The 16,704-nt window shown below is 69.3% G+C and carries 16 protein-coding genes and 1 pseudogene; 11 read left to right on the forward strand and 6 right to left on the reverse strand.

All coding sequences use genetic code 11. The annotated features are described in order from the left end of the window. Window positions 1–83 precede the first annotated feature (83 nt). Window positions 84–287, forward strand: coding sequence for a transcription antiterminator/RNA stability regulator CspE (gene cspE / locus BM199_RS29675; protein ID WP_091678561.1), 204 nt, complete (start codon window positions 84–86; stop codon window positions 285–287). 143 nt (window positions 288–430) lie between these two features. Then, window positions 431–746: pseudogene (locus BM199_RS29680) on the forward strand (DUF2267 domain-containing protein); the annotation flags it as partial. On the opposite strand, the gene BM199_RS29685 reads toward BM199_RS29680, so the two are convergent. After that, window positions 743–1,525, reverse strand: a complete 783-nt coding sequence (locus tag BM199_RS29685; protein ID WP_091678567.1) for an IclR family transcriptional regulator — start codon at window positions 1,523–1,525, stop codon at window positions 743–745. The pseudogene BM199_RS29680 and the gene BM199_RS29685 sit on opposite strands and share 4 nt — an antisense overlap. Window positions 1,526–1,612: 87 nt before the next feature. Here BM199_RS29685 and hutH point away from each other — a divergent pair, with 87 nt between their 5' ends. The 6 genes from hutH to BM199_RS29715 all read left to right on the forward strand — a co-directional run bounded on the left by hutH (window position 1,613) and on the right by BM199_RS29715 (window position 9,853). Then, window positions 1,613–3,151: a histidine ammonia-lyase gene (hutH, locus tag BM199_RS29690; RefSeq protein WP_091678569.1), complete on the forward strand. Its 1,539-nt coding sequence runs from the start codon at window positions 1,613–1,615 to the stop codon at window positions 3,149–3,151. Next, window positions 3,148–4,800 (forward strand): urocanate hydratase, encoded by a 1,653-nt coding sequence (gene hutU / locus BM199_RS29695; RefSeq protein ID WP_091678571.1) that lies wholly within the window; start codon window positions 3,148–3,150, stop codon window positions 4,798–4,800. Before hutH ends, hutU begins: the two co-directional genes overlap by 4 nt. After that, window positions 4,797–6,008, forward strand: a complete 1,212-nt coding sequence (locus BM199_RS29700) for an allantoate amidohydrolase (protein ID WP_177242852.1) — start codon at window positions 4,797–4,799, stop codon at window positions 6,006–6,008. The genes hutU and BM199_RS29700 overlap by 4 nt, the downstream gene beginning before the upstream one ends. Then, window positions 6,005–7,339: a formimidoylglutamate deiminase gene (locus tag BM199_RS29705; protein WP_091678574.1), complete on the forward strand. Its 1,335-nt coding sequence runs from the start codon at window positions 6,005–6,007 to the stop codon at window positions 7,337–7,339. Before BM199_RS29700 ends, BM199_RS29705 begins: the two co-directional genes overlap by 4 nt. After that, entirely contained in the window at window positions 7,336–8,505 is a 1,170-nt protein-coding gene (hutI, locus tag BM199_RS29710; RefSeq protein ID WP_091678577.1) for an imidazolonepropionase, read from the forward strand. Before BM199_RS29705 ends, hutI begins: the two co-directional genes overlap by 4 nt. A gap of 361 nt (window positions 8,506–8,866) precedes the next feature. After that, window positions 8,867–9,853 (forward strand): LysR family transcriptional regulator, encoded by a 987-nt coding sequence (locus BM199_RS29715; protein WP_091678579.1) that lies wholly within the window; start codon window positions 8,867–8,869, stop codon window positions 9,851–9,853. A 304-nt stretch (window positions 9,854–10,157) separates the two neighbouring features. Here BM199_RS29715 and BM199_RS29720 read toward each other — a convergent pair whose 3' ends face one another. Then, window positions 10,158–10,997: a TauD/TfdA dioxygenase family protein gene (locus BM199_RS29720; protein ID WP_091678583.1), complete on the reverse strand. Its 840-nt coding sequence runs from the start codon at window positions 10,995–10,997 to the stop codon at window positions 10,158–10,160. Window positions 10,998–11,022: 25 nt separating this feature from the next. Then, on the reverse strand, window positions 11,023–11,850 hold the full coding sequence (locus tag BM199_RS29725) for an isocyanide synthase family protein (RefSeq protein ID WP_177242853.1): 828 nt from the start codon (window positions 11,848–11,850) through the stop codon (window positions 11,023–11,025). A gap of 298 nt (window positions 11,851–12,148) precedes the next feature. Here BM199_RS29725 and BM199_RS29730 point away from each other — a divergent pair, with 298 nt between their 5' ends. Continuing rightward, window positions 12,149–12,352, forward strand: coding sequence for a hypothetical protein (locus BM199_RS29730; protein ID WP_143101950.1), 204 nt, complete (start codon window positions 12,149–12,151; stop codon window positions 12,350–12,352). Window positions 12,353–12,451: 99 nt separating this feature from the next. Here BM199_RS29730 and BM199_RS29735 read toward each other — a convergent pair whose 3' ends face one another. Both BM199_RS29735 and BM199_RS29740 read right to left on the reverse strand, forming a co-directional pair. Then, on the reverse strand, window positions 12,452–13,261 hold the full coding sequence (locus tag BM199_RS29735; RefSeq protein ID WP_245788897.1) for a hypothetical protein: 810 nt from the start codon (window positions 13,259–13,261) through the stop codon (window positions 12,452–12,454). Continuing rightward, window positions 13,258–13,473 carry a hypothetical protein gene (locus BM199_RS29740; RefSeq protein ID WP_091678600.1) on the reverse strand — a complete coding sequence of 72 codons (216 nt, stop codon included), beginning with the start codon at window positions 13,471–13,473 and terminating at the stop codon, window positions 13,258–13,260. Before BM199_RS29740 ends, BM199_RS29735 begins: the two co-directional genes overlap by 4 nt. 151 nt (window positions 13,474–13,624) lie before the next feature. Here BM199_RS29740 and BM199_RS29745 point away from each other — a divergent pair, with 151 nt between their 5' ends. Together BM199_RS29745 and BM199_RS29750 are read left to right on the forward strand one after the other, a co-directional pair. Continuing rightward, window positions 13,625–15,199 carry a sensor histidine kinase gene (locus BM199_RS29745; protein ID WP_245788899.1) on the forward strand — a complete coding sequence of 525 codons (1,575 nt, stop codon included), beginning with the start codon at window positions 13,625–13,627 and terminating at the stop codon, window positions 15,197–15,199. After that, complete coding sequence (locus tag BM199_RS29750; protein ID WP_091678602.1) at window positions 15,196–15,855, forward strand: response regulator; 660 nt, start codon at window positions 15,196–15,198, stop codon at window positions 15,853–15,855. Before BM199_RS29745 ends, BM199_RS29750 begins: the two co-directional genes overlap by 4 nt. Before the next feature lie 27 nt (window positions 15,856–15,882). Here BM199_RS29750 and BM199_RS29755 read toward each other — a convergent pair whose 3' ends face one another. Further along, on the reverse strand, window positions 15,883–16,701 hold the full coding sequence (locus BM199_RS29755; RefSeq protein ID WP_091678605.1) for a hypothetical protein: 819 nt from the start codon (window positions 16,699–16,701) through the stop codon (window positions 15,883–15,885). Window positions 16,702–16,704: the final 3 nt, after the last annotated feature.

Genomic DNA, 16,704 nt, shown 5'->3' on the forward strand with positions numbered 1-16,704 from the left:
GTCGGCCGAGATGTCGTCTCGGCGGCATCGGAGATGTCAGAAGGTATGCAGGTTAAGAAGTTGTTGAAAGCAGGAGAAAAAGAATGACACAGGGCACCGTGAAGTGGTTCAACTCGGAAAAGGGCTTCGGCTTCATCGCTCCGGAGGACGGCAGCGCTGACGTCTTCGTGCACTACTCGGAGATCCAGGGCAACGGATTCCGTACCCTCGAGGAGAACCAGCGCGTGCAGTTCGAGATCACGCAGGGACAGAAGGGGCCGCAGGCCTCCGGCGTCACCCCGCTGTGATTTAAGGCTTCAGGGAACCGGGACCGCACCCCACGGGGTGCGGTCCCGGTTTCGTATCTGCTGGTCGTGCTGCCGATTGAAACGCCAGCAGCCCCGCCCCTGCGCGCATTGTCGCCTTGTCGGTTTGTGTCTTCGGCTCGCCGGAGACGCTCGGCGAGCGGAATCCGGAGCAGGTCGCCACGCACGTCGCGGCTCAGCTCCCGCAGGAGATCGGTGAGCATCTGCGGCGCACGGTGACCATGGGAGGCGCGGGTTTCGGCGAGCGGTTCGACCGCGACGATCGCCGACCGGGTCGCGGACCGGGGCCAGCTGCAGGTGCCGGACGCGGTGTACGGATCGCGAGTGGTGCTCGACGTGCTCGGCGAGGCGACTGATGGCGTACTCGACAAGGTCCGTGACTCGCTGCCCGATGATCTACGCACACTGGTCGACGCGGGCAGTTCCGGCGACGTGCGCTAGGGAGCCCGCCCACCGAGACGGACGGTCAGTTCCGTTGCCGTGCGTGCGACCTCCGCCGCCAGTTCCGGCCACGTACGCCCGCACGGCTCGGCCTCGCACACGTGGCGGAACGTCACGCTGATCGCGGCGAGTGGTCGGCCGCCATGATCGAACACGGGCCGGGCGACCGAGGCGAAGCCCGCCGTCACGTTCCCGTCCTCTACCGCCCAGCCCAGCCTGCGGTGTGCGGCGAGAGTCCGCCGCAGTTCGGCCAGGCCGCGGGGCCCCCGGCCGGTACGGTCGACGAACGCCGAGGCCGCCGGAAACAGCGCCCGGATGTGCGCCGCCGGCAGATACGCCAGGATTGCCCGCCCCGAGGCCGTGAGCTGCCCCGGCAGCCGGACCCCGACGTCGGTGACCAGGGTCTCCGGCCGGACCGGGCGCTCCTTGATCAGGTACAGCGACTCGTTGCCGTGCAGCACACCGAGGTGCGCGTTGTGGCCGATCCGGTCCACCAGCACCCGCAGCAGCGGCGCGGCCAGCCGTTCCAATGGCTCATGGCGCAGGTATGCCGAACCGAGTTCGAATGCGGCGATACCCAGCCCGTAGCGGCGTTCCTCGGGCAGATGCGTGACGAATCCGGCCGCCTCGAGCTCGGCCAGCAGGTGGTAGGTGGTCGACCTGGGCAGGCCGAGTTCGCGGGACACCGCCGCGGCCGAGACCGGGCCCGCCTTTCTCGAGAGCATGCTCAGCACGGCAAGGCCCCTGCGCAGAGCGGGTACGTCACTGCTCGCCGCCATGATCACCTCGCGAAGAGTCTGGTATTCCAGACAGTCTCCCCGATCGAGGGCTCGTGCACAGCCCCCGGCGCGGGTTGGGATGGGTACATGGACCACACCGTCGTTCTCGGTTCCGTGCCGGTGACCCCGGCCGATGTCGTCGCGGTCGCCCGCGCCGGCGCCGAGGTGCACCTGGCCGAGCAGACCGATCACGCGCTCAGCGAGGCGCGCAAGCACATCGACGCGCTGGCAGGCGCGGCCGAACCCACCTACGGCGTCTCGACCGGCTTCGGCGCGCTCGCCGTCCGCCACATCCCGGAGGACAGCCGCGCCCAGCTGCAGCGTTCCCTGATCCGCTCACACGCCGCGGGCGCCGGGGCCGTAGTCGAGCCGGAGGTCGTGCGCGCCATGATGCTGCTGCGGCTGCGGACCCTCGCTTCCGGGCATACCGGTGTCCGGCCGGTCACCGCCAGGACGCTGGCCGCGCTCCTCAACGCCGGCATCACCCCGGTCGTGCACGAGCACGGTTCGCTTGGTTGTTCCGGTGATCTCGCCCCGCTCGCCGCCGTCGCGCTCGCGCTGATGGGCGAGGGGGAGGTGTTCGACGCGGAGGGCGCCCGGATCCCGGCGGGGGACGCCCTGCGAGCCGCGGGGATCGAACCCGTGGTGCTGGCGGAGAAGGAAGGGCTGGCGCTCACCAACGGGACCGACGGGATGCTCGGCATGCTGGTCCTGGCCGCCGCAGACCTGCACCGGTTGTTCGACGTGGCGGACCTGACCGCGGCGATGAGCGTCGAGGCACTGCTCGGCACCGACCGCGCTTTCGCGGCCGACCTGCAGGCGCTTCGCCCGCATCCGGGGCAGGCCCGTTCCGCCGAGCGGATGCGGGCGGCACTCGCCGGATCGGAGATCGTCGCGAGCCACCGGGGCCCGGACTGTCCTCGGGTGCAGGACGCCTACTCGTTGCGGTGCGCGCCGCAGGTGCACGGCGCGGGCCGGGACACCCTGGACCACGCCGGGCTGGTCGCCGAACGGGAACTGGCCGCCGCGGTCGACAACCCCGTGGTGCTCGACGACGGGCGGGTGGAGTCCAACGGCAACTTCCATGGTGCCCCGGTGGCCTACGCGCTGGACTTCCTCGCGATCCCGGTCGCCGACCTGGCCGGTATCGCCGAGCGACGCACCGACCGGATGCTGGACGTGTCCCGCTCCCACGGGTTGCCCGCCTTCCTCGCCGCCGATCCCGGCGTCGACTCGGGGCACATGATCGCCCAGTACACGCAGGCCGCGATCGTCAGCGAACTCAAGCGCCTCGCGGTACCGGCCTCCGTGGACTCGATCCCCAGCAGCGCCATGCAGGAGGACCACGTCTCGATGGGCTGGGCCGCCGCCCGCAAACTGCGCCGTGCCGTGGACGGGCTCACCAGCGTGCTCGCGATCGAGTACCTGACCGCGGCGCGCGCACTGGACTTCCGCGCGCCCCTGAGCCCGGCCCCGGCCACCGCCGCCGCCCGTGATCTGTTGCGCGCGACCGTGCCCGGCCCCGGTCCCGACCGCCATCTCGCCCCCGAGATCGCCGCAGCCGAGGAGCTCGTCCGCTCCGGCGCGCTGCTCGACGCCGTATCCCAGTATGTGGAGGAACGATGACCCGAGAGGTTCGCGCGGCTCGCGGCACCAACCGCACCGCGAAGAACTGGCAGACCGAGGCCGCACTGCGGATGTTCCACAACAACCTCGATCCCGAGGTCGCGGAGCGTCCGGAGGACCTGGTGGTCTACGGCGGCACCGGCAAGGCCGCCCGGAACTGGGCCAGCTTCGACGCCATCACCCGGTGCCTGACCACTCTGGACGACGACGAGACCCTGCTGGTCCAGTCGGGCAAGCCGGTCGGCGTCTTCCGGACCCACGAGTGGGCGCCGAGGGTGCTGCTCGCCAACTCCAACCTGGTCGGTGACTGGGCCACCTGGCCGGAGTTCCGCAGGCTCGAATCACTCGGGCTCACCATGTACGGGCAGATGACCGCGGGATCCTGGATCTACATCGGCACCCAGGGCATCCTGCAGGGCACCTACGAGACCTTCGCCGCCGTGGCCGAGAAGAAGTTCGGCGGTTCGCTGGCAGGCACCCTCACCGTCACGGCCGGGCTCGGTGGGATGGGCGGCGCCCAGCCGCTCGCGGTGACGATGAACGACGGTGTCGCGCTCGTCGTCGAGTGTGATCCGGCGCGGGCGCAGCGGCGGGTGCAGCATCGCTACCTCGACGAGCTGGCGACCGATCTGGACGATGCGATCACTCGCGTGGCCGCCGCGAAGAAGGAGCGAAGGGCGCTGTCCGTCGGCGTGATCGGCAACGCCGCCGAGGTACTGCCGGAGCTGTTGCGCCGAGGCGTCGAGGTCGACATCGTCACCGACCAGACCTCGGCACACGACCCGCTCGCCTATCTGCCGAAGGGCGTGGACCTCGACGACTGGCAGGACTACGCCGCGAAGAAGCCGGACGAGTTCACCGACCGTTCCCGGGAGTCGATGGCCGAGCATGTGGACGCGATGCTGGGGTTCCTCGACGCGGGCGCGGAGGTGTTCGACTACGGCAACTCCCTGCGTGGGGAGGCCAAGCTCGGCGGCTGTGCGCGGGCCTTCGACTTCCCCGGGTTCGTACCCGCATACATCCGTCCGCTGTTCTGCGAGGGCAAGGGCCCGTTCAGGTGGGCAGCGCTCTCCGGCGATCCGGCCGACATCGCGGCGACCGACCGCGCGATTCTGGAACTGTTCGGCGAGAACGAGTCCCTCGTCCGCTGGATCAAGATGGCAGGCGAGCGGATCGAGTTCCAGGGCCTGCCCTCGCGGATCTGCTGGCTGGGCTACGGCGAGCGTGCGCGTGCGGGACTGAAGTTCAACGAGATGGTGGCCAGCGGTGAGCTGAGCGCGCCGGTGGTCATCGGTCGTGACCACCTCGACTCGGGCAGTGTCGCCTCGCCCTACCGGGAGACCGAGAGCATGGCCGACGGCTCGGACGCCATAGCCGACTGGCCGCTGCTCAACGCGCTGCTCAACACCGCGTCGGGGGCGAGCTGGGTGTCCATCCATCACGGCGGCGGCGTGGGGATGGGCCGCTCCATCCACGCGGGCCAGGTGTGCGTCGCCGACGGCACCGAGCTCGCGGCACGCAAGCTGGAGCGGGTGCTGACCAACGACCCCGGCACCGGGGTGATCCGGCATGTCGACGCGGGATACGACCACGCCGTCGAGGTGGCCGAGGAGCGTGGCGTGCGGATCCCGATGCGGGAGCAGGCGTGAGCACCGGAGCAGGCGCGGTGTCGCTGCTCGGCGACATCGACGGCGTCGGCCGGGACGGCGTGCGCGGCGGCTACTCGCGGCACGTGTTCGAGCCCGCCGAGCTGGACCTGCGCGAGTGGTTCACCGAACAGGCCGCCCGTCGTGGCCTCGAAGTCGAAACCGACGCCAACGGCAACCTGTGGGCCTGGTGGGGGCAGCCTGGTCCGGACGCGCTGGTCACCGGAAGCCACCTCGATTCGGTACCCGGCGGCGGCGCGTTCGACGGACCGCTGGGCGTGGTCAGTGCGCTGGCCGCCGTGGATCTGCTGCGGGCCAGGGGAGTCGCCCCGAGCAAACCGATCGCGGTCGTGGTGTTCGCCGAGGAGGAAGGCGGGCGTTTCGGGGTGCCGTGCCTCGGCTCGCGGCTGCTGACAGGGGCGATCGACGCCGACAGGGCCCGCGCGCTCACCGACGCCGACGGCACGACCCTCGCCGAGGCCGCGGCGTCCGCGGGGCTCGATCCGGCCCGGCTCGGGGCGGATCCCGCTGTGCTGGGCCGCATCGGCCAGTTCGTCGAACTGCACGTCGAACAGGGCAGGGGGTTGATCCACCAGGACGCACCGGTCGCGCTGGGCAGCACCGTGATCGCGCACGGCCGGTGGCGGTTCTCCTTCTCCGGGCAGGGAAACCACGCGGGCGCGACGCTGCTCGCCGATCGCAGGGACCCGATGCTGCCGGCCGCAGCCGTCGTGGGCGCGGCCCGCAGGGTGGCCGCGGCGTGGCCGGACGCCAGAGCCACGGTGGGCAGGCTGGTGCCGAAACCGGGTGGCACCAACGTGATCGCCTCGAGCGTCGACCTGTGGCTGGACGCCAGGGTGCCCGGCTCAGGAAAGACGCCGGCGATGGTGACCGAGATAGCGGAGGCCGCCCGGCACGCGGCCGAGCAGGAGGGCTGTTCCGTCACGGTCACCGAGGAGTCGTGTTCGGACGACGTCGTCTTCGACGCGGGCCTGCGTGCCGAGTTCGACAACGTACTCGGTGGCGTGCCCGCGCTGCCGACAGGAGCCGGGCACGACGCCGCGATCCTCGCCGCGCACGTGCCGACCGCGATGTTGTACGTGCGCAACCCGACCGGGATCAGCCATGCCCCCGAAGAGTTCGCCGAGCCCGCCGACGTCGAACGCGGAGCTGCGGCCCTTGCGGACGTACTGGAGAATTCGGCGATATGACACAACCCGCATCGCGTTCGCCCGCCGACCACAGCACGCTCTGGTGTGAGTACGCCTGGCTGCCGGACGGGGTGGCCGAGAGCGTGCGCATCGAGATCGACGGCGACCGCATCACGTCGGTGGAAGCCGACCTGCCTAGGGCCGGAACCATCCTCAATGGACTGACCATGCCCGGCGCGGCCAACGGGCACTCCCATGCCTTTCACCGCGCGCTGCGCGGCCGGACGCACGGTGAGCAGGGCACCTTCTGGACGTGGCGCGAGCGGATGTACGACATCGCCGAACGGCTCGATCCCGACTCCTACTACCGCCTTGCCCGCGCGGTTTACGCCGAGATGGTGCTGGCCGGGTACACCGGCGTCGGCGAGTTCCACTACTTGCACCACGCGCCGGGCGGACACCGGTACGACGACCCGAACGCGATGAGCACCGCGCTGGTGCGGGCCGCGGCCGACGCGGGCCTCCGGCTCACCCTGCTCGACACCTGCTACCTCACCGGCGGATTCGGTACCGAACTGGACGAGCGCCAGTTGCGGTTCGGTGACGGGGACGCCCACGCCTGGGCGGAGCGGGTGGAGGCGTTCGTGCCGGAGACCGGGCACGTGCGGGTCGGCGCCGCCGTGCACTCGGTGCGCGCGGTCCCCGCCGATCAGCTGCCGATGGTCGCCGAGTGGGCCGATGGGCGGCCACTGCATGTGCACCTTTCCGAGCAACGCGCCGAGAACGCGCAGTGCCTCGCCCGCCACGGCCGCACCCCGACCACCCTGCTCGCCGAAGCGGGAGTGCTCGGTGAGCACACCGTCGCGGTGCACGCCACGCACCTGACCGGCGACGACATCGGTCAGCTCGGGCGCTCTGGCACCCGTTCCTGCCTGTGCCCCACCACCGAGCGGGATCTGGGCGACGGCATCGGCCCGGCACGCGGGCTGTCCGACGCGGGGTCCCGGCTGTGCCTCGGCAGCGACAGCCACGCCGTGATCGATCCGTTCGAGGAGGCCAGAGCGCTGGAACTGGACGAACGGCTCGCCGGGGAGCGCCGGGGGCGGTTCGGAGTGGACGAGCTGATGGCAGCGGCGACCGATCACGGAGCGATCGGCTGGCCGGAGGCGGGCCGGATCGTGGAGGGAGCGGCTGCCGACCTCGTCAGCGTCGACCTCGGCTCGGTGCGGACCGCGGGCACCGCGCCGGACGGCGCCCTGTTCGCGGCGACCTCGGCCGATGTGCGTGACGTTCTCGTCGCGGGCCGCTGGGTGGTCCGCGACCGGGCCCATCAACTCATCCGGCATCCGGAGTCGGCGCTGGCCAGGGAGATCGGGGAGCTGTGGCAGTGAACTCGACGAACTCCACACTCGTCACCGGGATCGCCGAGCTGACCACGAATGATCCGGAACTCGGTGTCCTGCGTGATGCCGCTCTGGTGCTGGAAGGTGACCGCGTGGCGTGGATCGGGGCCGCTGCCCACGCTCCCGTGGCCGACGATCGGGTGGACGTCGCCGGAAGGGCCGCGCTGCCCGGCTGGGTCGACAGCCACACCCACCTGGTGTTCGCGGGCGACCGGACCGCCGAGTTCGAGGCACGGATGTCCGGCAAGCCCTACACCGCGGGCGGGATCGCGGTGACCGTGGCCGCGACCAGGGAGGCGAGCGACGAGGAGTTGCTGGCTAACCTGCGCAGGCACACCGAGGAGGCGCTGCGGCAGGGCACCACGTGCCTCGAGACGAAGACCGGGTACGGGCTCAGCGTTGCCGACGAGGCGCGCTCGGCCGGAATCGCCGCCCAGCTGGCCGACGAGGTCACTTTCCTTGGCGCGCATCTCGTGCCCCCGGGAGCCGACGCGGAGTCCTATGTAGACCTGGTCTGTGGCGAGATGCTCGACGCCGTCGCCGGTAGTGTCGGCTGGGCGGACGTGTTCTGCGAGACCGGCGCGTTCGACGAGGCACAGTCCGCGCGCGTGCTGGAAGCCGCCGCACGGCGGGGGCTCGGCCTGCGGGTGCACGGCAACCAGTTGGGGGAGGGGCCAGGTGTGCGCCTCGCGGTGGAGCTCGGGGCGGCCAGCGTCGACCACTGCACGTACCTCTCCGAGTCCGATGTGGAGGCGCTGGCCGGTTCCGACACCGTGGCGACGCTGTTGCCTGCCTGCGATCTCTCCACCCGGCAGCCACTCGCCCCCGCGCGCAGGCTGCTCGACGCGGGGGCGACGGTCGCGCTGGCCAGCAACGCCAACCCGGGAAGTTCGTACACGACGTCGATGGCGTTCTGTGTCACCACAGCCGTGCTGCAGATGGGGTTGTCCGTCGCGGAGGCGGTGTGGTCGGCGACCGCGGGCGGAGCCCGCGCGCTGCGCAGGGACAGCGGCGACGGCGCTGTCGGCGTACTGCGCCAGGGTGCACGGGCCGACCTGCAGGTGCTGGACGCTCCCTCGGTGACCCACCTGGCCTACCGGCCAGGAGTGCCGCTGACCTGGGCGGTCTGGCGCGAGGGCGGCCGCAGGCGCTGACCGGGTCTCTTACCGTTCGCTTACCGGCCGGGCTTCAAGCCTGCGTCGGAGCGGCGCAGACCGCCCGGGCACGGCAGGTCCGGCCGCTGTCGTAGCCCGTTGCGCGGACCGTGGCCGACATCGGGGTCCGGCCTGGTACTGCTGATTGGGCTGCCGTTTGTGACGCTGACCGGCCTGCTGGCTGATATCGCGTACGGTCCGCAGTTGCTGGGGTGCCGACCGGCCGACAATGGGTCACCGTAACGCGCCGAAGGCCGAGTTGCATCGGTAAAGCGTGTGTCGCCACCAGGGGATACACCCGGGACCAACCTTCGTAGGTCGAAACTTCTAATCAATATCGAGAATCATTAGCATCGAGCTCATGGAGCTCGAGGTTCGACACCTGAGAGTGATTTGCACGATCGCCGAGGCAGGCAGCCTGACCAAGGCCGCTGCCCAGCTCGGACTGTCGCAGCCCGCGCTGAGCAACCAACTCCGCCGCATCGAGCAGGTGCTGGGTGGCCCGCTGTTCGTTCGCACTCGTCAGGGTGCGACAGCCACCAATCTCGGTGAGTTCGTCGTGGCCAGGGCCAGGCCAGCGCTCGGAGTGATCGACCAGCTCCGCGAGGACACGATCGACCACTGTGGACTCGCCGAGGACCAGAGGCCGTTGCGTTACGTAGCCACGCAGGGGCCACTGATGGTCGGGCTCCTCGGCGACCTGGAACGGTTACGGCCGGGTGGGGTCACACTGCGTACCGAGGCCGACGTCGTCACCGCGGCCGAGCTGATCGCCGACGGCCAGCGGGACCTCGCCGCCGTGGTCACCTACGTGCAGCCGGGCCCGGCGGTACCGGGAAAGGTGGAAAATCTAACCATCGCCGAGGAGCCGGCGTTTGCCATCGTCAGCGCCCAGCACCCGGCCGCGAGCAGGGCCGAGGAAGGCGTTGCGCTGTCGGAGTTGAGCGATTCGTCGTGGGCTTTGCCTCCTCCGCAGGGGAGCGGCTTGATGGCGGCTTTCGCCGAGGCGTGCTCGTTGGCGGGTTTCACCGCCCGTGTCCGGCACGAGGTCGAGGCTAACGCGGCTCGCGAACTCGTTGCCGCCGGCGAAGCCATCGGTCTCGGACAGGCGACGTTTCGCGCCACGGACAACATCATCGCGGTCCCGTTGCGCGACGAACCACTGCGAATCCGACATCTACTGCTGTGGCGCGCAGGAAACACGATCGCTCCTGAGGTGCCCGTGATCGCCCGCCATGCCCGCGAGGTCTACCGCCGCGCGGTCGATCGCAGCCCGCACTACCTCGCCTGGCTGGCCCGGCGCGGACCCAAAGGTCATCACCATGACGTAGAACCCGTTGGAAACTAGTGTGGGGTCTGCTCGTCTTACGTCTGCTGGGGCTCAGGCGGCATCACGCGACACTAGGCGTGCGCTGGAGACAACATGAACTATCCGCGAGTACTCGGGCGTGTCCACATCGATCTTCGCATCGCCAAGGACGAGTAGCGTAAATTTCGACAGTCAAGCGGCGAACAGATGGGCGTGCTTCTGGTGACTTGTCGGCCATCAGGACGCGCAGGTCTAAAGGTCGCCAAGAAAGGCGCACAGCAGACCAACCGGGCCTGCTCCAACGATGTCGGGCACAACTGGCACCTTTGACTACGTTCGTGGCTCAGTCGACCAGTGCGGAATTGTGCAACGGTGGGTCACCGAGCACGTGTACTCGGCGTAGATGCCGCGAGGCGCGGCTGGTGAATGCTTCGCGCCCATGCAGCAGCGTGTAGTTGTCGGCCACGACAACGTCGCCATCCCGCCAGATATGCCTGTAGAAGTGCTCAGGCGCGTACAGAGCTTCGCGGATGCTGTCATGGAAACGGCCCAACTCGGCTGGGTCGACACCGGTGAACTCGAGATCGGGATGGTTGATGAAGTTCGGGTCGCCGTCCGGTACAGGCTCGCCGTAGCGCAGCACTGGAAAGCCGCCAACGGGGTGTGTGGCCACCACTGGCGAGACGGCCGTGCTGTCGTAGTACTCCATCTTGCGACGGTAGGTGCCGGTCACCTGTTCCCAGCGGCGCCGCGTTTCCGGGGCTGCCTCGTCAAGTACAGCCGATGTGTTCGAGAAAGTGGTTCGGCCGCCCTGACTCTCCCCCGGCGCACTGACACAGTGGAAGACCTGAAACTCGGGTATCTGCTTCCGGTACATGCCGTCCCAGTGCAGTGGGACGTAGCTGTTGTCGAATATGTGGTCACTGGGGTCTTCGTGCTCGACCAGTTCGAGCACGGCGCCGAACGGCCACATGCTGATCTCACCCCAGCCACCGCACCATTCCGTGAGGTCCACAGGCGAGGTGAACGATGCGAATCCCCGCAACAGCAACAGGTGATGGGTCCTGACCAACTCCCGCAGGCGCTCGACCGGCAACTCGGTCACCGCCTTGGCAGACTGCGAAGGGCGCACCGCCACTCCGAACGGATGAAGTTTTTCGACGGTAACGTTGGTGACGGTCATCATTCTCCTTATCCGACAACATGTTCTACGCGATTTGCGAGCGTGACTGCCGCATGGTGAAGTGGCTTGGCCGCTCACCCAGACTGACCAACTCGGCACCGGCGGCTTCGGCTTCGGCACGTTTCATCAGTACGAACCGGTCACCGAGGTCGACCGCGACGCTGTGCCACGGAGTGAGCCAGTTGTCCCTGGTCTCGGTGAGATGAATGCCCAGTTTCGGCGCGCCGCAGGGCTGCGGGTGGATGGACAGACGCACGGCCCCGGGATAACGCTCCACCAGGAGATCGCCCCAGGCCTTGCTGCGCTGCAGCATCTGGTAGGCCCGTGCCCGCGCCGTCCGCTGGAGGGCGGAGCGGCTGCCTTGATAGGTCGCTGTGTTTCTGTCCTCGAACAGGAATCGGGTGATCGCGCGGTACAGCGCGACATCGATGCCCGCCCGGACCCGCTCTCGGAGTGTGTCGAGGTCTTCGGCATAGGCTTCGGCCAGCCGTGCTCTTGCCTGATCATGGCTACGTCGGGCGAATCCAGGGAAATCGTCGAGGGCGATCAGCCGGATCCGCCTTTGCGGCAGGCTGTCGATCATCACCTGCAGTTCCCGCCGGTAGATGGTGATGTCCTCGTCCGGAATGCCCAGAATATCGCCGAAGACCCGGCCATCGGAGGCGATCACGAGCTCCGCTCCTGGCGGGTGGACCGCGCCGATCTGGCCGATCAAGGTGTCAAGCGACTCAAGCGCGAGCTGTTCGGCCAGATCCGGCACGTTGCCGAGTACCTTGGCCTCGTTGGGCGACTTGCAGGGAAACGCGGGCAGCACGAACAACACCGGCCTGCCCGCTTCGACACTGCGTTTCACCTGGTCGAGATGAGCGGACAAACATCGGTCGCAGCGCGGCTCGCGGCACTTTTCCGGCCCGGGCAGCTTCCGCTGGCGAGCGAGTACCAGCTTCATCACTAGCCCCGCGACCCGCCGTGCTTTCTCGGACATTCTCGGCCTTTCTCGATCTACGCAAACCTCAGCGTGACCAGATCGGAAGGGCGTTCATACTGGCATTTAGGTATAACACCAAGTTATGTGACTGATCAGCCTTCTGGCTGCCTGTAGATCGGGTTGACTACCTGGCCGTTTCGCAATGGCGAGGTTGCCCGGTGCGGTGATTGTGCACGTCTTGGTGCTGTTCCCGTTGTGCGCGACTGTCGAAAGGGGACTGCTGCTGTCCTCGCCCCGGTTGGCTGTGACCGTGCTGAATCACCTGCGTGTACCGGCACTGGCGAGCGGGCTGCTGTTCGTGCTCTTCTTCCCCGAAATCATCGAGCACGGTTCGCGGACCTATCAGGCCGCGACCGGGCAGAAGTAGGAGCCGTTCCTGGTCAGTGACTGCTGCTGGATGCGGACTTCTTCGCGGTCAGCCTGCTCGCCTACGCTTCGGGGTGCTCCGCGGGTACAGCTGACCGCCTCAGGCCAGGGCCGTGCGGACCGGCCCCGCCTCGTCCAGCAGACCCAGTGCGGCGGCCTGTTTCCTGGCGTCCGCGCGCACGCCGGACTCGAGGCCGGCCACGGCGCTGATCAGCCGTTCCTGGTTCGCCGGGCGCAGGTGTGTCAGCAGGTCGAAAGCCAGCGGCCACAGGTCGTGCTCCGCGGCCGCCGCGGCGAGACCTGGAAAGCGCGTGCTCGGCAGCAGGTCGACGACGTGGTCGATCCGCTCCTTCTCGTCGAGCACGAACGCGACCCGCAGCAGGGCCTCGTCGTGCACGGCGTCGAGGGTGGCCGAGACCGTCCGGTCGGGCAGGTGGCCGACGAACCGGCCGATGGTGATCCAGTCCTGCCTGCCGACGAGTTCGTGCGCCACCTCGCGCACGGTGTCCGCCGGGATTCCGGCGATGATCCGCCTGGCCCTGCGGGGATCGAGTTCGGCGGCGACGTCGGAGAGGAAGGCGGGGGAGAGGCGCCGGGCGACGTCCACACCCCTGGAGACGTCGATGAGTCCGGCGAGCCGGGCGCACAGCAGTGGCCCGAAGACCTTCTCCGCGATCCGGCCCAGCACGGAGACCGGCAGCAGCTTGCTTGCCGCCGCCATGCGTTGCAGCACGCCGAGGTTGGCGTCGAACAGCACGTCCGTGGCCTGTTCCCGCAGGCGGCGGATGTCCACCGCGTCGACCTGCTCCAGGAAGTCGAGCCGTTCGGCGGGGGTCTTCAACAGCCTGGCGAGTTTGAGCACCTCGGCGCGGGACTCCAGTTCGGCCAGTGTCGCCGTCTGCGCGCTCACAGGCCCACCGCCTTGCGGACCGCCCCGCGCAGCAGCGCGGGCACGTACTTCAGCGAATCCTCGGCGGACGCACTCAGCGCGGCCGCCTGCTGCCGTCGCGCCTGGCGCAGCGAATCGGCCAGCACCTGCTTGTGCGCCTCGTCCAGGGCCTCGATGCCGTCGGGAAGTGCGCCCCCGAGCTGCTCGGCGAGACCGCGGGTGGGGCCCGGCATAGTCGCTCCTTTCGCCACGCTTCCGGTGACCGGTTCGGCGTCATCATGCCTCATCCGGTGGACCCCGGCAGCGACACGAGCTGGTCAGGCGGGGTGACCATTGACTTTCGACAGTGTCCGGCCGCCTGGTTCGCTGGGTAGCGTGAGCGGCGTGAGCGCAAGGTGGCGGCGGCGGGCGGTGCTGCTGTTCGACGTCGTCGTCTGGGCACTCATCTGTCTGCTAGTCATCTACGAGACGCGGCGCAACCCCAACCAGTGGGAGCTGGTCGGCGGACTCCTCGTCACCACCGTCGCGCTGGCATCGTCACGCCGACTTCCGCTGCTGTCAGTGGTCGCCGCTGCCGCGTCCAGCCTGGCCGTCCTGCCGAACTATTTGGGCCGTTTCCCGGTGTGGCCGCTCCTGCTGATGCTCGTCACCGGTTACCTCGCGGGCCGCCGAATGGAGCACGCGAAGGCCGCGGTGCTCTCCTTCGCCGGTGTCGCTCTCGCCGGGCTGCCCTTCGCCTACTTCATCGGCGAGGACGTCGTCGGCAGCTGGTTGTCGCTGGTGGCGACCCTGCTGTTCGCGATCTTCGTGCCCTGGCACCTCGGCCGCTACCTCCGGCTCAGGGAGAACCTCGCCAGGACCGGATGGGAGCGCGCGGAGCGGCTGGAACACGAACAGCGAGTGGCCGCTGAGCAGGCAAGGCTGCGGGAGCGCGCCAGGATCGCGACCGACATGCACGACTCGCTCGGCCACGAACTCAGCCTCATCGCGTTGCGAGCGGGCGCGCTGGAGGTCTCCGCCCACCTCGACGAGCGCGACCGGACCGCCGCGGGCGAGCTACGGGAGAGCGCGGCAGCGGCAACCGATCGGCTGCACGAGATCATCGGGGTCCTGCGTGCGGACGACGAGGGCGCGCCGGTCCGGCCCGCTGATGAGGCGATCTCCGAGTTGGTCGAGCGTGTCGCGGCCTCGGGGATGGCCGTCGCACACCGGATCGAGCCGTTCGGCTGCGCTCCCCCGATGGTCGAGTTGGCCGCTCGCAGGGTGGTCCAGGAAGGGCTCACCAATGCCGCGAAGCACGCCCCCGGTGCGGCGGTGCGGGTCGGTGTGCGACAGAGCGGCCGCGAAACCGAGGTGTCGGTAGTCAACGACCCACCCCCGGCAGGCCCGCTTCCCGGGGTCCCTTCGGGCGGCTGGGGGCTCACCGGCCTGCGCGAACGGGTCCGCCTGCTCGGCGGCAGCCTGCGTGCCGGTCCGGATACCGGCGGTGGCTTCGAGGTGGTTGCCGTGTTGCCGCACGACGCGCCCGCCCAGGACCCGGCCGACGGTGTCACCGACTCCGAGTCGGCCCGCCAGTTGGCCGGGCAGCGCAGGCAGCTCAGATTGACCCTGATCAACGCCGTCGTGCTACCGCTCGGGGTGCTGATCGCGATGTTCGCCATCTCGGCGGCGTACTACTTGATCAACATGTTCGGTTCCGTGCTCGCGGCCGGTGACTACGAGCGGATGCGGATCGGGCAGTCGCGAGCCGAGTTGGCGCCCGTGCTCCCGGCCCAGCAGCGCCTGGATCGCCCGGATCTGGCGGAACCGCCGACGCGGGAGGGCGCGGTGTGCGAGTACTACGGCACCGATGCGGGTGTTCTCGGTACCAGCGGCGACGTCTACCGCCTGTGCTTCGAGCGAGGCGAACTGGTGTCGAAGGACGTACTCCTGAACCTGACCGGGGAGGTCAACAAGTGATCCGGGTACTGCTGGCTGACGACGAGGCGATGGTGCGTGCCGGGGTGTCGGCGATTCTGGCCGCGGACGAGGGGATCGAGGTGGTCGCCGAGGCGGGGGATGGCCGCGCGGCCGTCGAACAGGTCTTGCTGACCCGGCCGGACGTCGCGTTGCTGGACATCCGGATGCCGAGGATGGACGGGCTCGCCGCGGCGAGTGAGATCCGCAGGGTGCGGCCGGAGACCGCAATGATCATGTTGACCACCTTCGGGGAGGATGACTACATCGCGCGTGCACTCGGTGACGGTGCGGGCGGGTTCCTGCTGAAGTCCGGGGACCCTCGGGAGCTGCTGGCGGCGGTGCGAGCGGTGGCCGACGGCGCCGCCTACCTCTCCCCAAAGGTGGCCCACCGGGTGATCGCGCACATGTCGGGTGGGCAGTTGTCCCGGCAGGCCGCGGCGCGAACGCGTATCGAGGGGCTGACCGAGCGGGAGCGTGAGGTACTCGCGCTACTCGGATCGGGACTGTCCAACGCGGCCATCGCCGGAACACTGCACGTGGTGGAGGGCACGGTGAAGGCCTACGTCAGTTCGATCCTGGCCCACCTCGGCGCCCGGAACCGGGTGCAGGCCGCCATCCTCGCCTACGAGGCCGGGCTGGTGAACCGGGACGGCTGAGGCTGGATCCTTGCCGTCCCGGTCCGCTCACGCGTCGCGCCTGCGCAGCAGCGTGGCGCCGACACCCAGCGCCAGCAGCGCCCAGGCAGCCAGGACCACAAGGGCGACCGCCTGCGGGTAGGGGGACGGCATTCCGGTGATCGGATTGATCCCGTCCTGGCCGAACATGAGGTTCAGGCCTGCCAGCCCGGGCAGATAGTCACCCGCCGCGCGCAGCCCGATGGCTGCCAGCAGCATCGGTACCACGAGCAACAGCATGAAGGTCATCGTGATCGTGCCCGCGACGCTGCGCAGCGCGGTGCCGATGCCCAGGGTGAGCGCGCCGAGCAGGGCGCAGTAGACGGCGATCGCGAGCGACATCTCGACCGCGTCGCCGAAATCGGACGGCGTGCCGGCGCCGCCCATGGTCAGGGCCGCGAGGCCGGTGCTGGTAGCGCCAAGGACAACTCCCAGCACGCACAGGATCGGGGCGAGCACGGTCAACTTCGCCAGCAACATGCGTGTGCGGACCGGGACCCACTGCAGCGTCGAGCGGATGCTGCCCGTGCCGTACTCACCGGCGATGGTCATCGTGGCCCACGCGAGCACGGTGAACTGCGCCAGGTAGAAGACCGCGCTCGCCGCGATCTCCGGCGCACCCATCTGCAGGGCTTCACTGCCGTCGTCCGCCTGCACCCGTACGGATATGGCGGTCAGCACGGTGTAGCCGAGTGTCAGGACGACCGAGGCGGTGAGGCTCCACCAGGTGGAGCGCACCGACCAGAGTTTCGTCCACTCGGCGGCGATCGCTCCGTGCAGTCCGCCGCCAGTGGTGTGCCCGGTGTCGGGAACGGTGAGCGTGGTCATGGA

Origin of the sequence: Amycolatopsis marina, assembly GCF_900111885.1 — a bacterium.
In the GTDB taxonomy this organism is placed as follows: Bacteria; Actinomycetota; Actinomycetes; order Mycobacteriales; family Pseudonocardiaceae; genus Amycolatopsis; species Amycolatopsis marina.

What these genes read in the sequence shown, in the direction of transcription:
- hutH (WP_091678569.1), top strand. Translation starts at nt 1,613, where the DNA reads ATGGACCACACCGTCGTTCTCGGTTCCGTGCCGGTGACCCCGGCCGAT.
- BM199_RS29755 (WP_091678605.1), bottom strand. Translation starts at nt 16,701, where the DNA reads ATGACCACGCTCACCGTTCCCGACACCGGGCACACCACTGGCGGCGGA.
- BM199_RS29685 (WP_091678567.1), bottom strand. Translation starts at nt 1,525, where the DNA reads ATGGCGGCGAGCAGTGACGTACCCGCTCTGCGCAGGGGCCTTGCCGTG.
- hutU (WP_091678571.1), top strand. Translation starts at nt 3,148, where the DNA reads ATGACCCGAGAGGTTCGCGCGGCTCGCGGCACCAACCGCACCGCGAAG.
- BM199_RS29740 (WP_091678600.1), bottom strand. Translation starts at nt 13,473, where the DNA reads ATGCCGGGCCCCACCCGCGGTCTCGCCGAGCAGCTCGGGGGCGCACTT.
- BM199_RS29720 (WP_091678583.1), bottom strand. Translation starts at nt 10,997, where the DNA reads ATGACCGTCACCAACGTTACCGTCGAAAAACTTCATCCGTTCGGAGTG.
- BM199_RS29715 (WP_091678579.1), top strand. Translation starts at nt 8,867, where the DNA reads ATGGAGCTCGAGGTTCGACACCTGAGAGTGATTTGCACGATCGCCGAG.
- cspE (WP_091678561.1), top strand. Translation starts at nt 84, where the DNA reads ATGACACAGGGCACCGTGAAGTGGTTCAACTCGGAAAAGGGCTTCGGC.
- BM199_RS29705 (WP_091678574.1), top strand. Translation starts at nt 6,005, where the DNA reads ATGACACAACCCGCATCGCGTTCGCCCGCCGACCACAGCACGCTCTGG.